At 61.5% G+C, this 23667-nt stretch carries 23 protein-coding genes; 5 read left to right on the top strand and 18 right to left on the bottom strand.

From position 1 onward, the window contains the following. Window positions 1-19: 19 nt before the first annotated feature. The 5 genes from NUH87_RS25655 to NUH87_RS25635 all read right to left on the bottom strand — a co-directional run bounded on the left by NUH87_RS25655 (window position 20) and on the right by NUH87_RS25635 (window position 7661). The gene (locus NUH87_RS25655; RefSeq protein ID WP_338523172.1) at window positions 20-1183 is read right to left on the bottom strand and encodes a hypothetical protein; all 1164 of its coding nucleotides are present in this window, start codon (window positions 1181-1183) and stop codon (window positions 20-22) included. Between the two features lie 593 nt (window positions 1184-1776). Continuing rightward, a complete protein-coding gene (locus tag NUH87_RS25650) occupies window positions 1777-3993 on the bottom strand; it encodes an autotransporter outer membrane beta-barrel domain-containing protein (protein WP_338523171.1) in 2217 nt (738 codons plus the stop codon). Window positions 3994-4211: 218 nt separating this feature from the next. Then, window positions 4212-6200, bottom strand: a complete 1989-nt coding sequence (locus tag NUH87_RS25645; RefSeq protein WP_338523170.1) for a hypothetical protein — start codon at window positions 6198-6200, stop codon at window positions 4212-4214. Window positions 6201-6529: 329 nt separating this feature from the next. Then, window positions 6530-7072, bottom strand: a complete 543-nt coding sequence (locus NUH87_RS25640; protein ID WP_338523169.1) for a cysteine hydrolase family protein — start codon at window positions 7070-7072, stop codon at window positions 6530-6532. 43 nt (window positions 7073-7115) lie between these two features. Continuing rightward, the gene (locus tag NUH87_RS25635; RefSeq protein ID WP_338523168.1) at window positions 7116-7661 is read right to left on the bottom strand and encodes a histidine phosphatase family protein; all 546 of its coding nucleotides are present in this window, start codon (window positions 7659-7661) and stop codon (window positions 7116-7118) included. A 164-nt stretch (window positions 7662-7825) separates the two neighbouring features. Between NUH87_RS25635 and copC the strand changes: the two genes are divergently transcribed. The 3 genes from copC to NUH87_RS25620 all read left to right on the top strand — a co-directional run bounded on the left by copC (window position 7826) and on the right by NUH87_RS25620 (window position 10581). Beyond that, window positions 7826-8200 (top strand): copper homeostasis periplasmic binding protein CopC, encoded by a 375-nt coding sequence (copC, locus tag NUH87_RS25630; RefSeq protein ID WP_338523167.1) that lies wholly within the window; start codon window positions 7826-7828, stop codon window positions 8198-8200. Window positions 8201-8204: 4 nt separating this feature from the next. Next, window positions 8205-9056 (top strand): copper homeostasis membrane protein CopD, encoded by an 852-nt coding sequence (gene copD, locus NUH87_RS25625; RefSeq protein WP_338523166.1) that lies wholly within the window; start codon window positions 8205-8207, stop codon window positions 9054-9056. 154 nt (window positions 9057-9210) lie between these two features. After that, a complete protein-coding gene (locus NUH87_RS25620; RefSeq protein ID WP_040065355.1) occupies window positions 9211-10581 on the top strand; it encodes a gluconate:H+ symporter in 1371 nt (456 codons plus the stop codon). 181 nt (window positions 10582-10762) lie between these two features. On the opposite strand, the gene NUH87_RS25615 is transcribed toward NUH87_RS25620, so the two are convergent. Both NUH87_RS25615 and NUH87_RS25610 read right to left on the bottom strand, forming a co-directional pair. Next, on the bottom strand, window positions 10763-11248 hold the full coding sequence (locus NUH87_RS25615; RefSeq protein ID WP_152737112.1) for a GNAT family N-acetyltransferase: 486 nt from the start codon (window positions 11246-11248) through the stop codon (window positions 10763-10765). Window positions 11249-11330: 82 nt separating this feature from the next. Continuing rightward, the gene (locus tag NUH87_RS25610) at window positions 11331-11906 is read right to left on the bottom strand and encodes a DUF4865 family protein (RefSeq protein ID WP_338523165.1); all 576 of its coding nucleotides are present in this window, start codon (window positions 11904-11906) and stop codon (window positions 11331-11333) included. A gap of 106 nt (window positions 11907-12012) precedes the next feature. Between NUH87_RS25610 and NUH87_RS25605 the strand changes: the two genes are divergently transcribed. Beyond that, window positions 12013-12879, top strand: coding sequence for a LysR family transcriptional regulator (locus NUH87_RS25605; RefSeq protein WP_338523164.1), 867 nt, complete (start codon window positions 12013-12015; stop codon window positions 12877-12879). Between the two features lie 145 nt (window positions 12880-13024). Further along, a complete protein-coding gene (locus NUH87_RS25600; protein WP_040065359.1) occupies window positions 13025-13627 on the top strand; it encodes a hypothetical protein in 603 nt (200 codons plus the stop codon). Between the two features lie 92 nt (window positions 13628-13719). Here NUH87_RS25600 and lpxO read toward each other — a convergent pair whose 3' ends face one another. From lpxO to NUH87_RS25545, 11 genes are all read right to left on the bottom strand, one after another. Next, window positions 13720-14619 (bottom strand): lipid A hydroxylase LpxO, encoded by a 900-nt coding sequence (lpxO, locus tag NUH87_RS25595; protein ID WP_338523163.1) that lies wholly within the window; start codon window positions 14617-14619, stop codon window positions 13720-13722. A gap of 153 nt (window positions 14620-14772) precedes the next feature. Continuing rightward, window positions 14773-15693, bottom strand: coding sequence for a PfkB family carbohydrate kinase (locus NUH87_RS25590; RefSeq protein WP_338523162.1), 921 nt, complete (start codon window positions 15691-15693; stop codon window positions 14773-14775). Then, entirely contained in the window at window positions 15686-17152 is a 1467-nt protein-coding gene (locus NUH87_RS25585; protein ID WP_040065366.1) for a purine-cytosine permease family protein, read from the bottom strand. The genes NUH87_RS25590 and NUH87_RS25585 overlap by 8 nt, the downstream gene beginning before the upstream one ends. Window positions 17153-17267: 115 nt before the next feature. Beyond that, window positions 17268-18272, bottom strand: a complete 1005-nt coding sequence (locus tag NUH87_RS25580) for an ADP-ribosylglycohydrolase family protein (protein ID WP_338523161.1) — start codon at window positions 18270-18272, stop codon at window positions 17268-17270. Next, window positions 18269-18982 carry a GntR family transcriptional regulator gene (locus NUH87_RS25575; RefSeq protein WP_040065370.1) on the bottom strand — a complete coding sequence of 238 codons (714 nt, stop codon included), beginning with the start codon at window positions 18980-18982 and terminating at the stop codon, window positions 18269-18271. Before NUH87_RS25575 ends, NUH87_RS25580 begins: the two co-directional genes overlap by 4 nt. Before the next feature lie 84 nt (window positions 18983-19066). Then, on the bottom strand, window positions 19067-19630 hold the full coding sequence (locus NUH87_RS25570; RefSeq protein ID WP_338523160.1) for a DUF1285 domain-containing protein: 564 nt from the start codon (window positions 19628-19630) through the stop codon (window positions 19067-19069). Between the two features lie 2 nt (window positions 19631-19632). Further along, complete coding sequence (locus NUH87_RS25565) at window positions 19633-20250, bottom strand: DUF4823 domain-containing protein (protein ID WP_338523159.1); 618 nt, start codon at window positions 20248-20250, stop codon at window positions 19633-19635. A 67-nt stretch (window positions 20251-20317) separates the two neighbouring features. Continuing rightward, the gene (locus NUH87_RS25560) at window positions 20318-21286 is read right to left on the bottom strand and encodes a GTP 3',8-cyclase MoaA (RefSeq protein ID WP_338523158.1); all 969 of its coding nucleotides are present in this window, start codon (window positions 21284-21286) and stop codon (window positions 20318-20320) included. Between the two features lie 136 nt (window positions 21287-21422). Then, window positions 21423-22061, bottom strand: coding sequence for a TetR/AcrR family transcriptional regulator (locus tag NUH87_RS25555; protein WP_040065377.1), 639 nt, complete (start codon window positions 22059-22061; stop codon window positions 21423-21425). Between the two features lie 414 nt (window positions 22062-22475). Further along, a complete protein-coding gene (locus tag NUH87_RS25550; protein ID WP_338523157.1) occupies window positions 22476-23264 on the bottom strand; it encodes a TatD family hydrolase in 789 nt (262 codons plus the stop codon). A 13-nt stretch (window positions 23265-23277) separates the two neighbouring features. Continuing rightward, a complete protein-coding gene (locus NUH87_RS25545) occupies window positions 23278-23634 on the bottom strand; it encodes a PilZ domain-containing protein (protein ID WP_338523156.1) in 357 nt (118 codons plus the stop codon). Window positions 23635-23667 lie beyond the last annotated feature (33 nt).

The following is a 23667-nucleotide window of genomic DNA, read 5'->3' as shown; positions in this document are numbered from 1 at the left end:
GGTGGCCTGGTCTTGGGGATCAATCGCCCAAGGTCAGGTAGGTGGTCGTAAAATTGGGCACCGGTGGCCAGGTCTCGCCGCCATCGAAACTCAAGAAGACCTTCAGGCTGATGCCATTGGAAACATTGCGCTTGAGCTGTCCGAGGAAGCCCTTGGTAACCCGGATATCTTCCAGCACTCCCAGGCCAATCCCGACGTGCTCCTGGCGCACCAGGAACTTGTCGAGCGCCTTGAACACCAGGGTTTCGCTGCCTTGCATCGCCGCCCCGCTGACCTCCAGGGTGATGCGCTGGCCGGCTGCGATAAATCGCCAACTGCGCAGGGTCAGCTTGACGCCATTGGTGCCGATCGCGGCAAAACTCAGGTTCGGCCCCCCTTCACACTCCAACCCGGCAAAGCCGTTGGCGGGCGGAACGCTGGTGCTCAGGCGGCGTACGGAAGATGAGATCGGGTCCATCCCCGTCCCCGGAAGCACCTGGTAGCGTACATTGATCGTCTTGCCGATCTGTGGCGCGATGCAGCTCTGGGGAATGTGAAACTCATCCGTGGCCGCACCGGGCGGGGTTTCCCAATGGCCGAACTGATCCGGGTCGGCCCACTGCACCAGCACCTCTTCGCCGGGGTAGATATCCGCCGCCGCCGGCAACGTGACCACGGTTCCATTGGTGGTCCGCAACGGGTCGAGCGTGACCAGCTCGCCGCTTCCCGGGGCTTTTTCGATATCGGGCCAGGGCAGGTTGCGCGGTGTCGGCGTCGCCCTCACATCCAGATCCACCCGCGCCGACAACTCGCTGATATTGCCCGCACGATCTTCGATCCGATAACGCGCATAACCCTCGCGATCACCGAAGTCGACAAACGCCTTGCCGGGATACACCGCTTCCAGTAACGCGGGTACCGGGTAAGGCACGATCAGCGAGTCGACCCTCAGTTGATCCGGGTCGCCCCCCCCGGGTCTTTCATTCAGGTACCAGGTGATGATGTCACCCGGCTTGGGCCCGGTGCTGCTTTCATCGTAACGAGGGATGGTCGCCCTGACCTGATTGTTGTTTTCCGGACGATCCAGGTAAGCGGCGGTCACACCATTGCGCATGATCTCGTCGGGGAAAATCAGTCTATCGTCGGTCTGGTTCAGCCGAGGTTTGGTGGTGTCGATCGTCACATTGACCGGGAAGCTGTCCACGGGAGTGGGCCCATTCCAGGGTTTTAAGGTGTAGTACACCTCATAAATACCCTCGACAAGCTTGTCTGCCGGCACTTCAAGTTGGCGCTGCAAATCGGTAAAAGGCCCGGGGCCCTGCAGACGCGTCGGAGCGCCCAATGGAGCACCGTCCCAGAAGAGCGTGATCTCGTTATAATAGTTTTCGTCCGGGGCATAGTTAGGCCATTGATCAATCTGAACTTTTAACGGGCTCGTCAAATCCCGGGTGTGCACGAGATTCTCTTCACCGCCGTCAATGGGTGGAAGTACGCCAAGAGGTTTAGGTATTGGCAGCTCTTGAGGCTCATCCTGGCGGGAGTTCCGTTTGGACTTTGACATATTCTGTTCCCTCCTCAGTCAACTGAGTGGTAAACCTGAAATGGACGCCTGTTTTTTTGACTGACACGATTTCAATCATTTAACGCCGAGCGAAGCCATTTGGGTACTGACAGAACTGCTAAGTTGACAAGACACTTGATTCAGGCTTGTACGGCCATTCATTAAAATAAAAGAAGGGCCGTTGCGGCCCTTCCATAAGACAATGAGCGAATGACAACCCTGTCATCAGTACGCTATTACCACTTGTATTCAACCCCGACGTTCACACCCCATGGCTGCTTGATCTTGCTGCTATGGCTGTAATCGAGATCGGCATGCATCTGCACCTTGTCGGTTACCTTCATGGAAGCACCGCCACCCAAAGCCAGACGGGAACCGGACAGGTCGTTGTTGAAGGTGGTGTCGTTGACCCGCACGTCATTGCCCTTGGCGAACTCATGCACCAGTGCCGCTTTCAGGTACGGCTGGAGGATCTGACCGCCGCCCAGGTCGATATCACGCCCCACGGTCGAACCGACCGTGCCCAGCAGGGAACGGCTCCGGTCGCCATCGGCGGTCATGCCGTTGTCCAGGGAATAGGACTTGCCCTGCACCGTCAACGCCGCGGCCTGAACATAGGGTTCGACGAAGTAGCCGTCATCCAGCTTGATATGCCGACCGAATTCCAGGGTCGTGCCCAGGCCGTTGGTGTTGTAGCTGCCCTTGGCCTTGTTGCCGTCACTGAGGCTGACATCGGACTCATTCTGGAAGCGGTTCAACTTGACCACACCATCGAAGTAGTAACCGCTGTCGGCGTCGAGCCAGGTGGCGTAGGAGCCGACATAGAAGCTGTCGACCTCACCCGTGGTGCCGTATTTCATGTCCAGGTTTGAGTGGCTGTAACCGCCCAACAGGCCGAACACCCACTGCCCGTCCCCGACCGACGGCAACGGCGTATCCACACCAAAGGACAGGCCCTGCTGGTTTTGCTTGTAGGCCATGCCCGAGTTGGCGGACACGTCATAACGGTTGCCGTAGGCGCGCATCCAGCCGCCGGTCTGGCCACTGTTCATCCGCACTTCGCCCATGCGGCTGCGCAGGGTGCTCAACTCGCCGTACCAGACGGAGCGCGCAGCATCGAACAACGCCAGGACCGAATCCGTCCCCGGGCTGATCACCTTGCTCGCGGCATCGAGGTACCAGTCATTGGACCCGACCTGAAGCAGGTCATAGGAATAGGTACCCAGGTCCACCCGACCGTTGAGCAGCGAGAACGCCGCATCGCCGCTGGCTGTGTGCACCACATGGATCTGCTTGTTGGACAACGGGTCCGCGCCGCTGCTGGCAATATCCAGGGTATGGCTGCCGGTGGCGGTGCCGGTCACGTTGATAAAATCGGTCTGGCCGGTGGAAAAGTCGGTATGCATGATGAAGTTGCCATTGCCGCTGAGGTTTCCCACCGACAAGGTGTAGAAACTCCCGGGCTGGCCAAACTGCACCGAACCACCGCCCATGGCCAGGTTCGTCACCTGGCCGTTCTCGACCATGGTCCACTTGCCCTGGCCGTTGAGCGTCAGGGTATCGACGTTCTCCAGGCGCCCGGTCAGGGTGGCGGAGTTCTCGAGGGTGACATTGGCGGTACTGCCGGCCTCGGCGACCACATCTCCGACCAGATGGCTGTTATCGGCCAGAAGATTGGCAGCTCCCCCTCCCTTGACATCCAGAATCACGCCATTGCCCCCCACTAAAGTCGAGCCATTGCGCACGTCGATCGTGACAGCATCCATGGGCAAGCCAAAAGCATTGACCTCGATGGCCGACCCCGTTTCCCCTACGACCTGAGTGCCATCGAACGTCAGGCTAGCCCCCCCGAAAGCGCTGGAACCCGGCAACATCAGCACGCCATTGAGTCCTCCCCGAATCACACTGCTGTTCGCCACGACCGTTCCATTGCCCACTTGCAAGCCCACACCATTGGCATTGGTGCCGCTGAGTAACGTTCGCTCCAGAGTCAAGGTGCTCGGACCGCCGACCTGGGCACCTACCTGCCCGCCGCTGATCACGCTGCCAATCACCGTCGCGTTCGATCCCTCGGCGATTGATGTGTTGTAGGAAGCGGACAGTCCTGTCGTCTGGCTGGTGATCGTGCTCCCCTCGATCTGCGCCGTCGAATCGACCAGGGTGACACCAGTGGCCGTACCTGACGCAGTTACCGTCGATCCGTTGAGTGCCAGGGCCGATTGATTATCTACCCGGACTTCCTGAGTTTGAGCGCTGTTCGCGGTCAGACTGGACTGATTGGTCACCCGATAGCTTGTATCGAGGTGGGCGCCTTGAATTGTCCGGTTACCACCATTATTGATTATTTCCACAACAGCCATCGCCTGCTCGCTCGCAATCAGCAGCGGCATGACCAGCAACATCTTCACGGTATATGACAGTGGCTTGATTGCAAAAGAAGCGGTTACGTTCATCTCGAACACTCTTGACTCTTCGTTTAAAGAAGGAAGAAGCCGGTCCCGGTGTAAGGTGAGCAGGACCGGCCCTCCAGAAACGACGAAAGGTACAGACGAAATCCGCCTTCATATGTAGGAAAATCCCTATCAAAACAAAGAAAATTCCCAGAGCGTTTCAGCACAAAGCCTTTCCTTTAAGAACCTCTTTAAAAATAACGCCCCCTGTTCTTTATCGGTTACGGAGGAGGAATTATGCAGGATACCTCCTCTCCACTCGCCCCCATTGCAACGTACACGGTGAAGGACGGTTCACTATTTACGCTACCCCGACTATACAGAACACTGGCGTAGCCATACTGATTGTCATTATCCACATAAGTGGGTTCCAGACACTTATAGTACGGTATAAACCAATCAATGCCCTCTGCCTCTTGAATATCGGTGACTGTCCAGGTTTCCGCCAGATCGGTACCCGGAAGTTCCGAATCTGTACTACCGTCATAGCTTTGCCATGTGGCCTCTACCGTATCACCCTCCTTGATATATTTTGACGCTGGAAATTTAACCCATATGCCCCATTCATTATTGCTGTCCTGACGCAGGGACACACAACTCAACAAGCCATTGAAGTTATCCGGAAATGTCGGATCCGGCAGCATCTCGACCAGTACCTCGACATCGACCAACGTATCGATGGGCTGTTTCGGGTTATGATGATCTGGATGGGTGACCGTATAATAGGCCGGCACGGCGGGATCATTCGCCACCTCTTCGATAGCCGTCCAGGGAATGGTGAACTCGATGGGCACGCTAAGGTCTTCGTTTCCATCCACTCTATACGCCCTATCAACCTGTGCACCCGCCCAATAGCAGGTGATGATAGTGCCCACCTCTGGTGGCTCGGCAGCCGTGCCATAGAGCCTCACTTTGGCCGTTGCCGGATAGGTTGCATCCGCCAGAACCAATTTATTCGGTACAGTGGTTGCCGTTTCACCCCACACCTCAACTTGGTGCAAATCAGGGTTAACAGGGGTTGGATCCGGATCAGGAATGGGTGGACCGGCATAGTCGAAGTTGACCTTGACTCTATAAGTACCCTGGCTGGGTCTTGGATAAATCCCACGCAGCACCTCGTAACTGACGAGAGTGGGTTGATCACCGCCCAAGGCAAAGTCGTATGCATCCCTCATATCCGCCCAAGGCATGGGAAACTTCAAAGGGAAGGGTTTCAACGTGCCAATTTGTGGCTGCAGTGACACCACACGGGTTCCCCAGGTGACGCGGATATGATCAAGGTCTTCGCCGTCAGGGGCACTGCTGATTATCACGTGCACCTTATCATTGACACCTTGCATATCGACAACCCCCCTCAACTCTTGTTGATCCACCGTGGGTGCCGGGAGATTATTCGGCAGCCTGCCAAGTGCAACAGGCCTTTTTGTCGACCAGGACATACGTGACCAGGTACCGGCTATGTCGCAAAGAAAATAGACGACGTAATGCTCACCGGAGCCCAAGGGTTCAACAGTGGTGCGGGGGACCACGACAGTCCGATCAGGCGGCAAGGGATCGACAATCATCACTCGATCAAAAGGAACGCCGTTATCCTCGGGGATCTCGTTTGTCCAGAGAATGGCCGCCTTGACCAAGGGTTTTGCATACTGCTCGGTAAAGTCAGGAATAACGCACACTACGCCTTCAGGCAGCGCCGAGAGCGTATCATCGGTAATAACCGGTTCGGCAATTTCTATGGCATCGGTCGGCGGCTCGGCAAGCTCGGGGGCCTCGCGATCGATGATAAGCTGGGTCATTGCGGAATCCGTTTCTTGACCGTTATTCCATGATTTTTTGCGGATAAAGACCTCAAACACACCATGACGATAACTTTCAAAGAATCTCACCGGAATCTCACGAATAATTGGAAAATCACCCTGTTGAGAGTGTACAAACTCCTCCTCATTAATGATGACCGTATAGTTCTCGTCACCTACCAGCCTCCAAATCAATGACATTTTATCCGAGCCAATGGGCGCAGGCACATACTGATCCCAGAGCTGTATCTCTACTCGCAGGGGAGCGTCCAGTTTGTCAACGGGCATTAACCCTGTGGGAATTCCAGGCCCGGACAGGCAATCGAGAATGGTCGGGCCAAGATCCTGGCGTGGATTAAGGCGCTGGGGAAAAGTCCTGCTGTAGGCGTTAGATGTTTTGACAGAGCTAGCCATGTCTTGTGACTCCTATTCACTTTCTCTGAACGACCATGCATGTCGTCATGGTCAGAAACAAAATGAGAAAACAGGATCGAGACAACAGCCCGCGGACACTTCGAAGGTTTTCACCGGCCACCGATGGCCTGACAGCGATTTAACACCCTATTTCAGATGGCGGATACTGTCAGAAATAACAGGTTTTGCCTTTAAAACGCATTTTTCTGATAGACCGTCATCGCCGGCAAGCCGGCTCCCACAATGTCCGCGTCGTACCGAAATCCTGCGTGCGACGGGAAAACCTGTAAGAGCTGGCTTGCCAGCGATGACCGCGCAGCGGTCGCCCTTCAGAACCGCACGTCAGCCGCACGCAGCACCTGTACAAACGCCCCGTTCAGGGTCGCGTTGTGATGCTCGACAATCGCCCGGGCCGACAACCCGGGCGTTTCCATGCAGGTATGGGCATCGCCCACCAGGACCGCCTCGAAACCCAGGTCCCGGGCCAGGCGGCAGGTCGTATCGACGCAATACTGGGTCTTCATCCCGACGATCACCAGGCGCCCGATACCGGCATCGTCCAGTTGCTCGGCCAGCCCGGTATTGAAGAAACAACTGGGGCGCGTCTTGTCGACCAGACGGTCCACCGCGGGATCCACCTGCAACTCCGGCACCAGTTGCCACAGCCCGCTCCCCGCCGCAATCGGCGAGCCGTCAGGCCCGGTATGCCTGACCGCGAAAATCGGCGCATCCGCCTGTCGCGCCAGGCCGATCAGGTGATTGATATTCTCCAGCACCCGCTGCCCTTCCCAGGGCCGGTCGGGACCGTGGAACAGACCGACCTGCATATCGATGATCAACAGGGCCGAACGCCGTGCGTTTTCTGCTTGCATGGGTGTTTCTCCTTCCGTGTGATGCCCCCCTGTCCATTATTCCTCAGAAGCGCAACCGCCAGCGCCCGTTAAGGCGCAGGTCGACCACGGACAAGGGCTCGATATCGATCGCGTTGAAGGAGGCAGTGCCGGCCTCCAGGGCATGGAGAATCGCCGCACGGATCACGAAAGGATGGGTCACCACCACAAAATGCCCCTCTTCGTAAAAACCCTCGAGCCAGGTCCCGACCCGGGCACACAACGCCGCCACAGACTCGCCCGCCGGCGGTGCCTGCGTCGGGTCCAGGACCCAGGCCGCCAACAGTTCGGGCTCGCTTTCCTGCAAGTCCGCCAGGGCAACACCCTGCCATTCGCCAAAATCGAGGTCACCCAGCTCAGGGACGATCTCGATCTCGCCGCCCAGGGCCTCGGCGGTCTGCCAGGCGCGGGTTTCCGGGGCACTGAGGATACGCACCGGTTTCTTCAGGCGCAGCGCCAGTTCGGCGGCCTTGAGCAACCCCTTGGGCTCCACCGGTTCGTCCAGCGGGAAACGCCCCAGGCGCTGGGCCTCGGTACGGGCATGGCAAACAAAACTCAAACGCGTCGGCATAAGGGTGTGTTCCGAAAGGCAGTCCGTGTCGTGGCTCAACATACCGGGTAGTCGCTCGGCCCGAATTGCAAGTATCGCTCAAGCGAACAAAGGCTTACATGCGACGTTCGGCTGCAGAGCGAGCTAGTATAGTCAGCTCATTGCATCCCACGAGGAACTGATCGATGCCTGCAGCCCTGTTCAAGAAAACCCTCGGCGCCCTGCTCCTGCTGGCGGGCCTGGCAAGTGCGAACGCCGCCTTCGCCCATGCCCACCTGAAAAGCGAAACCCCGGCCAAGGACTCCACCGTCAGTGCCCCGGGTGAATTGCGCCTGGTGTTCAGCGAAGGGGTCGAGGCCGCGCTGACCAAGGTCGAAGTCAGCAGCGCCGCGAACAAGGTCACGCTGAAAAGCATCGCCACCGATCCGTCCGACAAGAAAATCCTGATCGTCACCCCGAATGCGCCGCTCCCCGCCGGCGAGTACAAGGTCGAGTGGCACGCCGTGTCGGTCGATACCCACAAGAGCGAAGGCCACTACCGCTTCAAGGTGGGCAACTGACTCTATGCAAAGCGCCATGGTCCTGTGCCGTTTCCTGCATTTCGCCGTGGTGTTGTCATTGTTCGGGGCCTGCCTGTTCAGGCCCTGGCTGATCGGCAGCGCGCCCAACGCGACGCTGGACCCGGGCCTGCTCCGGCTCAAGCGCTGGCTGGCGCTGCTGGCACTGCTCAGTGCCGGGGGCTGGCTGTCGCTGACCACCGCCACCATGACCGGCGACTGGTCGGACGCGCTGAACCCCGCCACCCTCCAACTGGTCCTGGGCAAGACCCTTTTCGGCCAGGTCTGGAGCTGGCACCTGGGTTTGTGTCTGCTGCTGTTGCTCAGCCTGCTGGCCAACGCCCGCCCGGCCTTCAATCTGCTGCTCGGTTTCCTGCTGCTGGCGACCCTCGCCCCGGTCGGCCACGGCGCCATGCTCGACGGCCTCGACGGCCGCCTGCTGATGCTCAACCAGTTCGTCCACCTGAGCGGCGTCGGCGCCTGGCTCGGGGGTCTGCTGCTGCTCCTGCGGGTATTGGCTCAACCAGACGGACATGACCTCGACCGTCTCCTGCGGCGCTTCAGCAACCTGGGCTATGGATTGGTGGCGATCATTATCCTGACCGGCCTGATCAATGTCCGCATGCTCACCGGCGCCCCCTGGCCGACACCGTTGTTCAGCGGCTTCGCGCTGATCCTGTTGATCAAGGTGCTGGTGGTCACGCTGATGCTGGGACTGGCACTGTTCAACCTGCTGATGAGCCGTCGCGGACGTTTCAGCGTCTTGCGCACCAGTGTGACGGTCGAATGGCTGCTCGGGCTGGGGGCGGTTCTCGCGGTATCGCTGCTGGGCACGTTACCGCCGATGCTGATGAACTGAGCCCGCCCGGGCATTGCCATCGAACAGCATCAATCGGCCCGGACTTTCATACTGCCGTTCGTAAAAAAAACCTGCCTCATGTAGTCATCTATATGAATCCATCAGGTATATTCCTTCGAAGCTCGTGACAAAATATTACAAGAAGGGGTTTCCGTTGGATCTTTCACACGCCGCGTGGCTTGCCCACGACACCCGCCTGATCGTCTGCTGCCTGCTGGCAATCACCACCATCATCGTGCTGATCAGCCTGATCAAACTGCCACCCTTCCTGTCCATCCTGGTCGGCACCTTCGTCGCCGGGATCGGCGCCGCGCTGCCCCCTGAAGAAGTGGCCAAGGCGTTCAGCAAAGGGGCCGGCAGCCTGCTCGGCGAAGCCGGGATCATCATTTCCCTGGGCGCCATGCTCGGTGCGCTGATGGCCGAATCCGGGGCCGCCGACCGCATCGCCTCGACCCTCCTGCGCCATGCGCGGGGCAAGGCCCTGCCCTGGGTCATCGCCATGGTGGCGATGATCATCGGCCTGCCGCTGTTCTTCGAAGTCGGCCTGGTGCTGATGGTGCCGGTGATCTTCGTGATCGCCCGCCAGTCCGGCCAACCGCTGCTCAAGGTGGCGATCCCGGCCCTGGCCGGCATGACCACGCTGCACGCGCTGATGCCACCCCATCCGGGCCCGTTGATCGCCGTCAGCGCCTTGCACGCCGACCTGGGCATGACCATGTTGCTGGGCTTCTGCATCGCGGTGCCGGCGGTGATCCTCGCCGGCCCCCTCTACGGCATCTGGCTGTCCAAGCGCCTGGATGTGCAGGAGCCGGCCGAAATCGGCGCCCTGTTCACCGCCAAGGTCCAGACCCGGCGCCAACCGAGTTTCGCCATCTCGCTGTTGATCATCCTGCTGCCGGTGCTGCTGATGCTCGGCAGTACTTTGGCCAAGGTGGCCATGGCGCCGCAAAGCACCCTCGCCATGATCCTGAAGTTCCTCGGCGAACCGCTGGTGGCCCTGGGCATCGCGGTGATCGCGGCGGTGATCTGCCTGGGCTGGTCGATCGGCATGGCCCGTGACCAGGTGGGCAGCGTACTGCGCAAGAGCCTGGGGCCGATCGCCGTGCTGCTGCTGACCATCGGCGCCGGCGGCGGGCTGAAACAGACCCTGCTGGAAGCCGGTATCAGCGACACCATCAGCAAGGTCGCCACCGGCGCGAATATGTCCTACATCCTGCTGGCCTGGCTGATTGCCGTGGCGCTGCGCCAGGCCACCGGTTCGGCCACCGTCGCGACCACCACCACGGCGGGGATTCTCGCGCCGATGATGGCCGGCCTGGCGAGCACCCAGAGCTCGCTGGTGGCCCTGGCCATCGGTGCCGGCTCGGTGTTCTTCTGCCACGTCAACGACGCCGGCTTCTGGATGGTGCGCGAATATTTCGGCCTGCAGCTCAAGCAGACGATCTGGGTCTGGTCGGTGTTGCAGACCATCGTTTCGGTGGTCGGGCTGATCGGCACGCTGTTGTTGTGGCAGTGGTTCAAGTAAACCGCCGCCGGTGATTGCCCGAAGCATCGTCTGCGGGCAATCGACCCGTTCAGTCAGGACACGGTCACCTGTAGGAGCCAGCTTGCTGGCGATGAGGCCGGTGAGTCTTGCATCGATCTTGCTGACGTCATCGCCAGCAAGCTAGCTCCTACAAGGGATCGCGGGGGGACCAGATCCCTTGTCAGTCCTGCGAGTAGGCAAAGTTCTTCAGCACCTCGCCATCCATCCGATAACGCACCCACTCGCTTTGCGGCTGGGCGCCGATGGATTCGTAGAAGCGAATCGCCGACTCGTTCCAGTCCAGCACGCTCCACTCCAGGCGCCCGCAGTCATTGGCGCAGGCGATCTGCGCCAGATGTCGCAACAGCTTCTTGCCCGCACCGGCACCGCGTTGTTGCGGTGAAACGTAGAGGTCTTCCAGGTACAGGCCGTTACGCCCCAGCCAGGTGGAGTAGCTGAAGAAAAACACCGCGAAACCGACCGGCTCCCCGTCACGCAGGCAGATCAGGCCGTGGGCCGTGGCCCCCTCGCCGAACAGGCTGCGTTCGATGTCCACCACGCTGGCGATCACCTCGTGGCGGGCGCGCTCGTACTCGGCAAGCTCGGTGATAAAGGCCAGGATCTGTGGCGCATCGCTGGGCCGGGCTTCGCGTATTTCGAGGGACATGGGCGCTTCCAGAGTCGATGAAGTCGCCATGCTATGCGGATTGTGCGACGGCTTGAATCACTTCAATGAAAATTCACCCTCTTCACGCCCCATGGCGCAGCTGCTCAAGGCCCGGCTGTGCCAGGTACAGCACTTCATAGGCCTTGCCGGCGCGGCGACGGTCGGGATCGGACGACGACAAAGTGATCCGGATCAGGCGCCAGGCCGCGGTATCCAGCGCCAGGAACACCGCAACGGTGTCGTCCTGATCAGCGATGGCCCGGTTACGCTCCACCTCCGTCGCCAGCAAGCGGACGCGATCCGCTTCCGGCTCGACGGGCAAGGCTTCGCGGTACAAGGCCCGTGCCGTCAGCGCGCTACCCCGTTGCAGGTCCAGCGGCAGCCAGGCCTCGATATCCGGGCGACCGAAGGAATCGATCACCCGCTGGAAACGCTCGTCCATCAGGAAGGCCGCGGCGGCGCCCGGATCGGACCAGAGATACACCGACGAATACAGATTGGCCTGGGCCCCGAAGACACCACGCTCCTCGGCGATAAACGCCTTGAACAGCAACCCCTGGGTATCGTCCCAGAGCGGCCCCAGTTCGCTGGCACGGCGGCGGATCACGCCCATGTCGTAGAGGGCGGGCAAACGGTGTGAATACTGTTTGGCAAACATGGCGGCACTCCTGTGGGAAAAGGTTATCGAGAACCTGGAGCCAGCTTGCGCAAGATCTATAATCACAACAAGATATCTATAAATATATGTGTGATAAGAGATAGATATGACTGAAGCCGCCAAGTCTCTCGATATCGACACCGTCCAGGCCTTCGTGCTGATCGCCGACTTCGCCAGTTTCACCCGCGCGGCCCAGGCGCTGGACACCTCACAGGCGGCCATCAGCCTGAAACTCAAGCGCCTGGAAGAGCGCCTGGGCTACCGCTTGCTGGAGCGCACGCCCCGTCATGTGCGGCTGTCGCCTCCGGGCGAGCAGTTCATCCACGCCGCTCGCGCCTTGCTCCAGGCCCACGAACGGGCGCTGGGCGACATGAGCGCCACGCCGAATCGACGCTTGATCATCGGCATCAGCGACCATGTCGCGGGACCGGACCTGCCGATCCTGCTGAGCCGCCTGGCCCACTACGATCCCCTGCTGATCATCGAGGTGCGGATCGCCTCCTCGCGGGACCTAACCGCGGCCTTCGATCGTGGCGAACTGGATGCCGCCATCGTGCGCGGCGAAGGCGACCGCCACGACGGCGAAGTGCTGGTGGTGGAACGCTTCGGCTGGTTCGCCGCGCCCACCTGGCAGCACACACCCGGCAGCGTGCTGCGCCTGGCGACCATGGCCGCGCCCTGTGGCGTGCGCCATCTGGCGGTGCGGGCGCTGGACGACGCGGGCATCCCCTGGACCGAAGTGTTTATCGGCGGTGGCGTGATGGCCGTGGGCGCGGCCGTCAGTGCCGGGCTCGGCGTGGCGGCACTGGCCAGGCGGGTGGCGCCTGCCGGCGCGATCGAGGTCGGTGAACAACTCGGGCTGCCGGCGCTGCCGATCACCGAAATCATCCTGCATGCCCGGCCCACGGATGCCCGTTCGCAGGAGACGTTGCGGGCGCTGAGTGCGGCGTTTCGCGGGGTATTGGAGCGCTAGCCGATCACGGCGGGCTGAATAAATACTTGATAGCAAAATGCCTTCATGGTTTAAAGGCGAGCCTGAAAGATGTCCGCAGCGGCGGACAGGTTTTCGCCGCTGTGCCCCGAGTAGGGAAACTTAAATTCAAACCAAGGAGAGATCGATGCGTTTCATGTATCTGTGGGTATTGGCCGCGGCTGCGTTGCTGGGCGGTTGTGCCGGCAATCCCATGCAAGTATCCCCCACGCAAACCATCCCTGCCGCCGGGCCGGAGAGCGCCCAGGTGGTCTTTATGCGTTCCTCGTTCGTCGGTAAGATGATTGACGCTTCGCTGTATGACGTGACCGGTGGGCAAACCAAATTTATCGGCATCATGGCCAACGGCAACAAGGTCAACTATCCGACCACACCGGGTAAACACACCTTCATGGTGGTCTCGGAAGCTGCTGACTTCCTCGAAGCCGACCTGAGCCCGGGCAAGACCTACTACAGCCTGGTCACCCCACGTATGGGTGTCTGGAAAGCCCGTTTCTCCCTGTGGCCGGTCAGCACCGACCCCAAGGCCGAATACACCAGCACCGGCAAGGACTTCGCCAGCTGGGTCAAGGACACCGAACTGGTCGGCAACTCGCCCCGCTCCCTGGCCTGGTTCGAGAGCAACAAGAGCAGCGTCGAAGAGAAACGCGCGGAATACTGGAAGGAATGGCAGCAAAAGAGTGCCGAGGACCTGGCCAAGCGCACGCTGCACCCGCAGGATGGCCTCTAAGCCGCACAGCGATCTGAACGCCCCCTGAAACAAATCGGCCGGACTCCCACAAGGAGCCCGGCCGATTCAATAGAGCGATTGACGAAACAGCGCTAGACCAGCAGGAACAGCGCCAGCAAGCCACCGAAGATCGCCCACTTTTCCAGGTAATAGCGCGTACGGTTGCGCTTCTTCAATTCCTTGCCACGCAGGCGAATGCCGTAGATCTTGGTGAAGAACCTGTTGATCCCACCGGTCTTGTCGTTCGCGTCATTCGGCGACGCGGCGGCGGACATCACATTGCGGCTGAACCAGCGGTTGAACGCCGTTGCCCAGCGATACTTCAGCGGACGCTCGACATCGCAGAACAGGATCACGCGGTTTTGGTCGGTCTTGTTCTGGGCATAGTGGATGAAGGTTTCGTCGAACATCACCGGCTCGCCATCGCGCCAGTGGTATTCCTCGCCGTCGACGTTGATGTAGCAGCCCGGATCGTTCGGCGTCTGCAGGCCCAGGTGGTAGCGCAAGGAGCCGGCATAGGGGTCTCGATGGCGGACCAGGCGCGAACCCGGCGGCAGCTCGGCGAACATGGCGGCCTTGACGGTGCCGATGCTGTTGAGCAGTTCCGTGGTGCGCGGGCACAGCTCGATGGCGGAGGGATGGTTGTCGCCGTACCACTTGAGGTAGAAACGCTTCCAGCCGGTCTTGAAGAAGGAGTTGAAGCCGACGTCGTTGGGCTGCTCGGATTTCTTGATCTCACCGGCGTGCAACAGGGCCAGGGCTTCGGTGCGGATTTCCTCCCAGTTGTCCTGCAACGGCTTGAGCTCGGGGAAACCAGCCGGGTCCAGGTAAGGCCGGCTTGGCACCTTGGAGAACAGGTAGAGGAAGCAGTTGACCGGGGCCAGGAAGGTCGAGTGGTCGCTCAATTGCCGGCCCAGCTTGTGCCGGACCTTGCCGCGCAGGTGTACGTACGCGATGGACAAAACGTAGACAGCAATGATGATGAGTTTCACAGGCGTCGTCACAGAAGTCGAAAGGACACGCTACCCTTACCTGCACCCGGTGACCCGGTGCACACAGGCCGGGGTCCAGGCGTCGCAAAGGTAGCCAACGCACTAGGGTAGAACAGCTGGCGCCTGGGTTTCCAGTGTTTCGTCTGCCGGACATCAACCTCCCGCCAGCAGAGCGTCCACTTCTTGCGTCCCGGGCGAGGTCGCAGGCCCCCAGCGCGAGACCGCCAGGGCCGCCGCCGCGTTGGCGCGACGGGCTGCCCGAGCGGCATCGAGCCCCGCCGCCAGCCCGGCCAGGAACACACCGGAATGGGCATCGCCCGCGCCGTTGCTGTCCACCGCCCGCACCTTGAAACCGCGGATGTGCTGGTGCTCCCCGCCCCGGCTGACCCAGCAACCGTTCGGCCCGTCGCGAACCACCAGCAGAGCGCCGTCGGCCAACTGCCCGGCCAGACGCTCGAGGGAGCCGGCAATATCCATCGCCCCGGTAAAGCGCAGGGACTCGACACTGTTGCTGGTCCAGATATCGATGCGCGGCAGCAAGGCCGCCATGGGCGCGGCGTCCGGCGAGTTCACCAGCGGCCCCGGATCGAACACCACGGTCACCGCCTTCGGCAAGGCCAGCAGCCACTCCAGCAGCGCCGGCGCCTTGTCCGGGTATTGCAAGCTGTAGCCGCTGACATAGACGTAGTCGTCGAGCCGCACCGCCACCCGCGCCAGTTCCTGCGCCGAGACGCCGCCTTCCGCGCCGATATAGGAAATGAAGGTGCGCTCGGCGCTGGCTTCGGTCAGGGACACGCAGAGCCCGGTGTCCTTCTCGCCATCGCGGTCGAGGGCGATCTCGACCCCCTCCGCGGCCATCGTCTGGCGGGCCAGGTCGCCGAAGCGCCCGTTACCGTGGCGCCCCAGGTAGACCACCGGCAAACCGTTGCGCCGGGCCGCGGCCATGACATTGAAGCCCGCGCCGACCTCAAAGCTGGCGGCGTTCGCCAGCACGTCGCCACCGGTCGCCGGCAGTTGGTCGAGGGACATGACCAGGTCAACCATGACCTGGCCGGTATGCAGCAATCTAGGCATTTTCTACATCCACAAAGGCCGCACGACGATCCGCCGCACCACCGAGCAAGGCGTAAATACCGCCCGCAACCAGGAAGGTCACGATCCAGCCCAGGCCGTTGTGACCCAGCCAGGAGTCGGACAGGAAACCGCGGAACCAGATGTTCTCGGCGGTGGTGCCGATGGTGGTGAAGCTGAAGCCCAGGACGATGGCCACGGCCCAGGCACCGAAGGCGCGCCATTCGATGCCGCCGCGATACCAGTAGGCACTGGTCGGGCTGACGTCCAGCAGGTCCTTGGCGCTGTAGTACTGGCGATGCACCAGGTCGACCACGAAGATCCCGACCCAGGCGGTGATCGGCACGGCCAGCAGCGAGATGAAGGTGATGAACGGACCGTAGAAGCTGTCGGCGATCAGCATGAAATAGATGGAGCCGCAGAAGATCGCCACGATATCGACCACCACCGCGTACACGCGCTTGACCTTCAGGCCCAGGGTCAAGGTGGTCAGGCCCGCCGAGTACACCGACAGGTTGTTCGACAGCAGCAGCCCGCCGAATGCGGTGATCAGGTAAGGCACGGCCATCCAGGTCGGCAGCATGTCGCGGATCGCGATGATCGGGTCGGTCGCCTGGGCCAGATCATGGTTGCCCACCGACAGCAGGCCACCGAGGGTGATCAGCAGCACCAGCGGGATACCCGCGCCGAAAGCCGCCGAGGCCACCAGGCGGACGGCCTTGACGCTCTTGTGCTGGTAGCGCGACATGTCGGCGCCGGCGTTGGCCCAGCCGATCCCGGTGCCCGCCGCCATGGTGCCGATGCCGATGAGCATCGCGCTCATCGGTGCCGGGGTGGCGTTGAACACCGCGCTCCAGTCGATGGTGGCACAGAGGAAACCGCCCACCAGGAGGTTCAGGCCACCGAAGACATAGGTCGCCCACTTCTGGATCACCAGCAAGGTGGCATGGCCCAGGCCCGAGACCGACAGGGTCAGCAGCACGAAGATGGCAATGAACAGCAGCGTCAGCACCGGGGCACTCTTGGCCTCGACCGGCGAGTGAAACAGGATCGAACACAGGGACAGCAGCACGAACGCCGCCGTGGTGGTGTTGACCGTTTCCCAACCCAGGCGCGACATCAGCGAAACGATGGTCGGACCGATGTTGCCGCGCACGCCGAAGATCGCCCGCGACAAGGTCAGGCTGGGGGCGTGTCCGCGACGCCCGGCGATGGAGATGATCCCCACCACGGCAAAGGAACCCGCCGCGCCGAGAATGGCGACGATGATCGCCTGCCAGATCGCCAGCCCGCGAAAGGCCACCAGGGTCGCCCCCAGCGGCAGGCCGAGAATGCTGATATTGGCCGCGAACCAGACCCAGAACAGTTGCAGCGGATGGCCGTTGCACTCGGCTTCCGGGACCGGTTCTATGCCGCGGGTTTCCAGTTGGCCGGCACTTTGCCCGGCGTTTGATGAGGTCATGGTGTTCAGCTCCTGATGCCAATTGTTGTGGTTGTTGGGCAGTGCGGAAGGTGTGGAAAACCCCGGGCCACTTCCGGGCCCCCTTCGTCTGCAGTCCATTGCGTGTTGTTGTGTGTCAGGCGTTGCGCAGGGCGATCAGCCCCTGGACCAGTGGCACCAGTTCCAGCGCATTGACTTCGATGACCTGGGCGATCAGTTCGGCGGGCCAGCAGTCCAGCCCGTCGCAGGCGCCGAGCATGGCGCCAAGGATGCCGGCGATGGTGTCGGTGTCGCCGCCGATGCTGGCGGCCAGGCAGAGCGCGTCGAAGGCGCCGAGCTTGCCGAGCGCGACCCGTTGGGCCAAGGCGAAGGCCACCACCACCGACTCCTGCGACGCCACCGAGGTGCCGACCACGTCATACAGCAGGTCCGCCAGCTCGCTGTCCGGGCAATCGCGGCTGAGCTCGCGGGCCCAGCGAATGCGCGGCCCCAGGCGCCCGCCGGCGACCCAGTGGCCATGCCGCTCGGCGGTAAAGGCCATCTCGGTGCCGATCTCCAGCGCCTGCGCCAGGCTCTGGCGGTTGATCCCGCAGGAAATCACCGCGGCGACGGCGGCGGCGCTGGAGATCCCCAGGCTGGTGTTGTGGGTGACCTGGCAGGCCTGGATCACCGCTTCGAGAAAACGTCGTGGCTGGGCGATATCGGCGGCGATGCCCACCGGCGTGATGCGCATGGCCGCGCCGTTGGTGGTGCCGTAGCGCCCGGCTTCCTCGGGACTGCGGCCGGCCAGGATCATTTCAATGGCGCGCTTGGTGGACGGGCCGAGCAGATCCTGCGAGCCCTTGGCCTGCATCACCGCCTCCCACGCGATCAGCCGCTCGGCCAGCAGGGCCGGTTCGATGCGGCCGTTGCCATCGATCAACAACTGCGCGACCAGGATCGCCTGTTCGGTGTCATCGGTGATGGAACCGGCAGGCATGTTCGGCGCGATCGGCTGGTCGGGGCCGGCATCGACCAGCGTGGTGATGCTGCCGAAGCGGGCCTGGATCTCGGCGCGGCTCAGGGATTGGGTCGGCATGCCCAGGGCGTCGCCCAGGGCGAGGCCGTAGAAGGCACCAAGGGCGCGATGAGTCGGGGTCATGTCGGATTTCCAAACACCAGGTGCAGACGGAAATGCAGAGGATCGAGCAGGCTTTCGACCTGCTCCATGAAACGTCCCTGCTTGTCGTAGGTGGTGCGCAGGGCTTTGAGAAAGACCGTGCCCTGCGGGCGGCCGAGCAGTTCGGCATCCTCCGCGGACAAGGGTTCGGCGCCGATCCATTGATCGCCGCGATCGCCGACGAAGCCGTAGGCCGCCAGGGTAATGGTCAGGGAATTGTCGATCAGGCCGACATCGGGCAGGCCTTCCAGGCCGCCGCTGGCCGGCATCAGGGAGTGTTCGAGGGAGACGACGGTGCCTTCGGTATTGCGCCGGCGCCGATCGAGGGCAATGAACTGCTCGGTGCCGTAGCGACTGAACAGGTCCGGCCGCACCACCGCTTCCAGGCGCAACACCTCGGTGTTGATCAGCGCCCCGCTGTCCGCCAGGGCCTGGGCCCAACCGGCACGCTGGTCGAGGGGGATGCCATCGTAGGTGACGATGGAGCCCACGCCGCTCTGGGTCGCGATGTAGTTGCGCCGCTTGAGCTCGGCCAGGGCCTCGCGCAGCGTGCCACGGCTCACCGAGAATTCTTCGGCCAACTGATGCTCACCCGGCAATAGCAAGCCGTCTTCGAGAAGACCGCTTTCGATGCGCCGGATCAGCTCATCGACCACCCGTTTTTTCTTGTCAAATCGAACATGTCTAATCATGTACAAATTGATAACCGAAACAGGCTCGGGGGTGCAAGGAATTTATTTTTCAGGGGGATGAATGGTGGTGTTCTTGAGAACCGCTCAGGGCTCGAGGCCGATCGGGAAAAATTCGCCGCCGCTCCACACGCCCAGCCAGGATTGGCCGTCGACCTGCCGGGTCACGGCCAGCTCCACCAGTTGGTAGAACACATTGCGGTGAATCAGTGCTTCAAGATTGCTGCGTACGTGCACATAAGGCGCCGGTTCCTGGCTGATCGGATCGATCACCACCCGGATCGGATGCTCGGCACCGGCCGTCACCTGCTCGTCGACGTAGGTGGTAAAGCGCAGCTGCTGCGCCTCGCCCTGCCCTTCGACCTCCAGGGTCACCGCGACAAAGGGTGCGTCGTCGACCTTGATCCCGACCTTTTCCACCGGCGTGATCAGGAAATAATCATCGCCGTCGCGCCGGATAATGGTGGAGAACAACTTGACCATCGGCTTGCGACCGATCGGCGTTCCCAGGTAATACCAGGTGCCATCACGGGCGATGCGCATGTCGATATCGCCGCAGAAAGGCGGGTTCCACAGGTGAACCGGCGGCAGCCCCTTCTCCGTCTTGGGAATTTGCGCCAACAGGTCGCTGGCCTTGCCCGACTCGCTCATGCTCAATCCGACATCCACTTCTCGCCTATGCCTAACAGACTACGCGCATATTCGGCCAAGGGGGCGGCAATCTGGTCTTCGGGCTTGTTGTTGTGGAGCGTCAGCAAGCCGCCACGGCTCTTGATCCGCGCGGAGTCGATCAGGTACTGGGTACCGGTTTCGATCAAACTGATCTGGATCACCCCGGTGTCCACCCCCAGGCGGTCGACGGCCTGCTGGTCGGCCCACGCGTCATAATTGTTGATGCGTTGGTCGGCCTTGGCGAAGCGGGTGTACAGCAGGTAGTGCGCGCCGGCGGAACGGGCTTCGGCCATGGCCTGGTCGAGACCGAGGGGCGCGCGGGCGCGGCGCACCATGGGGAAATATTCGATGAAGCCGTTGAAGGCTTCCTCGGCTACCACGTTGGGACGCGGGTAGGCGCTGCCGGGCGGCGTGAAGGAGCCTTGGGCAATGTAGATAAAGGAGTCCGGCTGGAGGCGGAACGAGTGGATCCGGCGCGTATCGCTATGGTCGAGCAGCCCCACATCACTCATCTGATAGCGGGCAGCTTCTCCCATATCACTGACTTTCATGCAGCCGCCCAGCGCCAAAAACGCCAGCAGCACAACCAGGCTACGCATCCTATCCTCCAGAGGCCGGTGACGGAAAACCGGCGAATAGTCGCGTAGATGCAGCTTCCGCGCCAGATCAGCCGCCGATGATTTTCATCACCGTCGCGCCGCCCGAGAAAGCCACTTCCTGCTTGTCGCCCAAGGCCTTGACCAGCAGCCGCTGCAACGCCGGCAGCGCCTCATGGCGGGGTTTTTCCAGCAGGTCGCCGACATAATGCCGGTTGCTCGACGACAGGCAGCCATGCAGCCAGCCGGTGGACGACAGCCGCAAGCGCGAGCAGGTCCGGCAGAACGGCACGCTTTCATTGGCGATCACCCCAAAGTGACCCCGCCCCGGAATCGCATAACGCACGGCGGTGGCATCCACCGGCGCATCGGCCTGCTGGTATTCGTAGCGCTCGCCGATCAGGTCCAGCAACTGCCGGAGACTGACGAACTGCTGGAGAAAGGCATTGGCGTCGCTGGCCAGGTGGCCCATGCGCATCAGCTCGATGAAGCGCAGTTCGTAGCCGTGCTCAAGGCAGTAATCCAGCAGCGGCATCACCTGGTCGAGGTTCTGCCCGCGCAACGGCACCATATTGACCTTGATTTTCAGCCCCGCCGCCCGCGCCTGCTGCATGCCGTCGAGCACGCTGGCCAGGTCGCCACCGCGGGCGATAGCGCGAAAGGCACCGGCATCCAGGGTATCGAGGGAAACGTTGATCCGCCGAATCCCGGCGTCCACCAGCAAGGGCAACTTGCGCGCCAGCAGTTGGCCGTTGGTGGTCAGGCTGATGTCTTCCAGGCCCATCTTGCCGACCGCCCCCATGAAGGCTTCCAGCTTGGGACTGACCAGCGGCTCGCCACCGGTAATGCGCAGGCGCTCGATCCCCGCCGCCTCGATCAGGTAGGCCACGCCGCGCGCCATGGCTTGCGCCGACAGCTCGTCCTGGGCAGCCACCAGCCGCTTGCCATTGGGCACGCAGTAGGTACAGGCATAGTTGCAAGCGGATGTCAGGCTGATGCGCAGGTTGCGAAAACGCCTGCCTTGACGATCAACGATCATGGAACACTCCGGCGATGGACTGTGGAACAGGCAAAACTTGACCCATAAATCAAGTTTTGACAAGCCCTATCCCTGAGTATAAGCCCGAGACCCTGCGCCATATAGCGGATATGGCGCAATCAGGATGCCGAATGTCTTAACTGGCGGGTGTCTCGGGGTCGCGCTTGCGCTTGTTGCCCATGCGCACGCCGATGTCCATCAGGAACTGGAAGAATCCTTCCTGGTCCTCCAGCACATTGCTCCAGAACGGCGAGTGGTACAGCGCGACGGCGCCATGCACCAAGGCCCAGGCGGCGCAGTAGTGGAAGTACGGCGGCACATCCTCGAGCTTGCCTTCGCTGATGCGGCCCTTGATCAGCAGGGTCAGGCGTTCGAAGTTGGAAGCGCGGATCTTGTGCAGTTCCTCGACCATCTCCGGCACCTGGTGGCCCTTGACCACTTTCTCTTCCAGGCGGTCGAACAGGCGGTAGCGCTGGGGGTCGCGCATGCGGAATTCGAAGTAGGCGCGGGACAGGGCTTCCTTGTCCTTGTCGACATCGGCCGAGTGCAGCAGCTCGTTCAAGTCACGCTCGTAGTCGAGCATCAGGCGCAGGTAGATCTCCGCCTTGGATTTGAAATGCTTGTAGATGGTGCCTTTGCCGATACCGACGGCATCCGCGATCATCTCGACGGTGACACTGTCTTCACCCTGTTCGAGGAACAGCTTTAGCGCGGTATCGAGAATTTCTTGCTCACGGCGACGAAACTCACGGACCTTACGGGGTTCTTTGTGCATAAGAAAAGGTCTGTAGGGGCAAAATCGAAGCCATGCATTATGCCTGACTCGCGCCAAATTGCACGAATCATCCAAGGCCTTTCGTTTTCACTGACGACGAATCAGCCCGCGCCGGTCAGAAAGACTTCGTTCAAGTCACGGATCGTCGCACTAGACGGCCGCGAAAAGCGCCCGGGCGCGATGAGAACTCAACAGAAGCGCTTGTATTCCAAATCTGTTTAAAAAATGAGCAGTGGTAACTGGACGTCGGGCAATCCTGACCAATACTTGAACTGTCGGCGTGACATCTCCCCCAAGTGGCGCGCCGATAAAGGTGCCGAAGGACCGTGTGCCTTTGTTTTACTCCTAATGGTCTTAACCCGGATTCCCCCCCCAGAACCCGGGTTTTTTTTGACCACTTTTTGACCCGTCAGCTCAGTCGCGGCGTACGTGGGCCAGCGGAAACAGGCGCTTGAAGTTGTCGGTGGTCTGTTCGGCGAACTGCTCGTACGGCACCCCGCGCAACATCGCCAGGTAATCGGCGACATCGCGCACGTACTGCGGCAGGTTCGGCTTGCCACGATGGGGAATCGGCGCCAGGTACGGCGAATCGGTTTCCACCAGCAGGCGATCGGCCGGCACTTGCCGGGCCACATCGCGCAAGGCGTCGGCATTGCGGAAGGTCACGATGCCCGACAGGGAAATATAGAAGCCCAGGTCCAGCGCGGCCTTGGCCATCTCCCAATCCTCGGTGAAACAATGCAGCACCCCGGCCTGGGGCAGTTGTGCCTCGCGCAGCAGCGCCAGGGTATCGGCGCGCGCCCCCCGGGTGTGGACGATCACCGGCTTGCCGGTCTGCCCGGCCGCTTGCAGATGCAGGCGGAAGGACGCCTGCTGCAGTTCGGCCGCTTCCGGCTCGTAGTGATAGTCAAGGCCGGTTTCACCGATGGCCACGACCTTTGGATGCTCGAGCTCGCGCAGCAACCAGTCGAGGGCCGGCGCGGCGTCGGGCTTGATGTCCAGCGGGTGGACGCCGACCGAACAATCGACATCGGCATAACGCTCGGCCAGGGCCTTCACGTCGGCGGCATTGTCGGCACTCACCCCGATACACAGGAAGTGCCCGACACCGCGCTGGCGCGCCGCGTCTAGCGCCGCATCCAGGGAGCCCGAATGTTCGGCGAGATCAAGACGGTCGAGGTGGCAATGGGAATCTACAAGCATAAAAAGGCAACAACTACATCGTATGGGTGGGACGGTCGGACTTCAGGGCGCCGGCCAGGTGGGTTTCGATCTTGCTGCGGGCGGTGTTGTCGCCGTCGTTGAATTGCACGCCGACACCTGCCGCGCGGTTGCCCTGGGCCCCCTTCGGCGTGATCCAGGCGACCCTGCCGGCGACCGGGATCTTTTCCGGCTCGTCCATCAGGTTGAGCAACATGAACACCTCGTCGCCCAGCTTGTAGCTTTTGGAGGTGGGGATGAACAGGCCACCATTCTTGATAAAGGGCATATAGGCCGCATACAGCACGGACTTGTCCTTGATGGTCAGGGACAGGATGCCGTTGCGCGGGCCGGGACCAATGGGTTCGTTCATACTCGCTCCGGTCATGCAGATAGCCGATTCTAG

Source organism: Pseudomonas batumici (assembly GCF_036585405.1).
GTDB lineage: Bacteria > Pseudomonadota > Gammaproteobacteria > Pseudomonadales > Pseudomonadaceae > Aquipseudomonas > Aquipseudomonas batumici.
The sequence above is the reverse complement of the archived record's forward strand: the minus strand, read 5'-3'. Positions and strand labels throughout refer to the sequence as shown.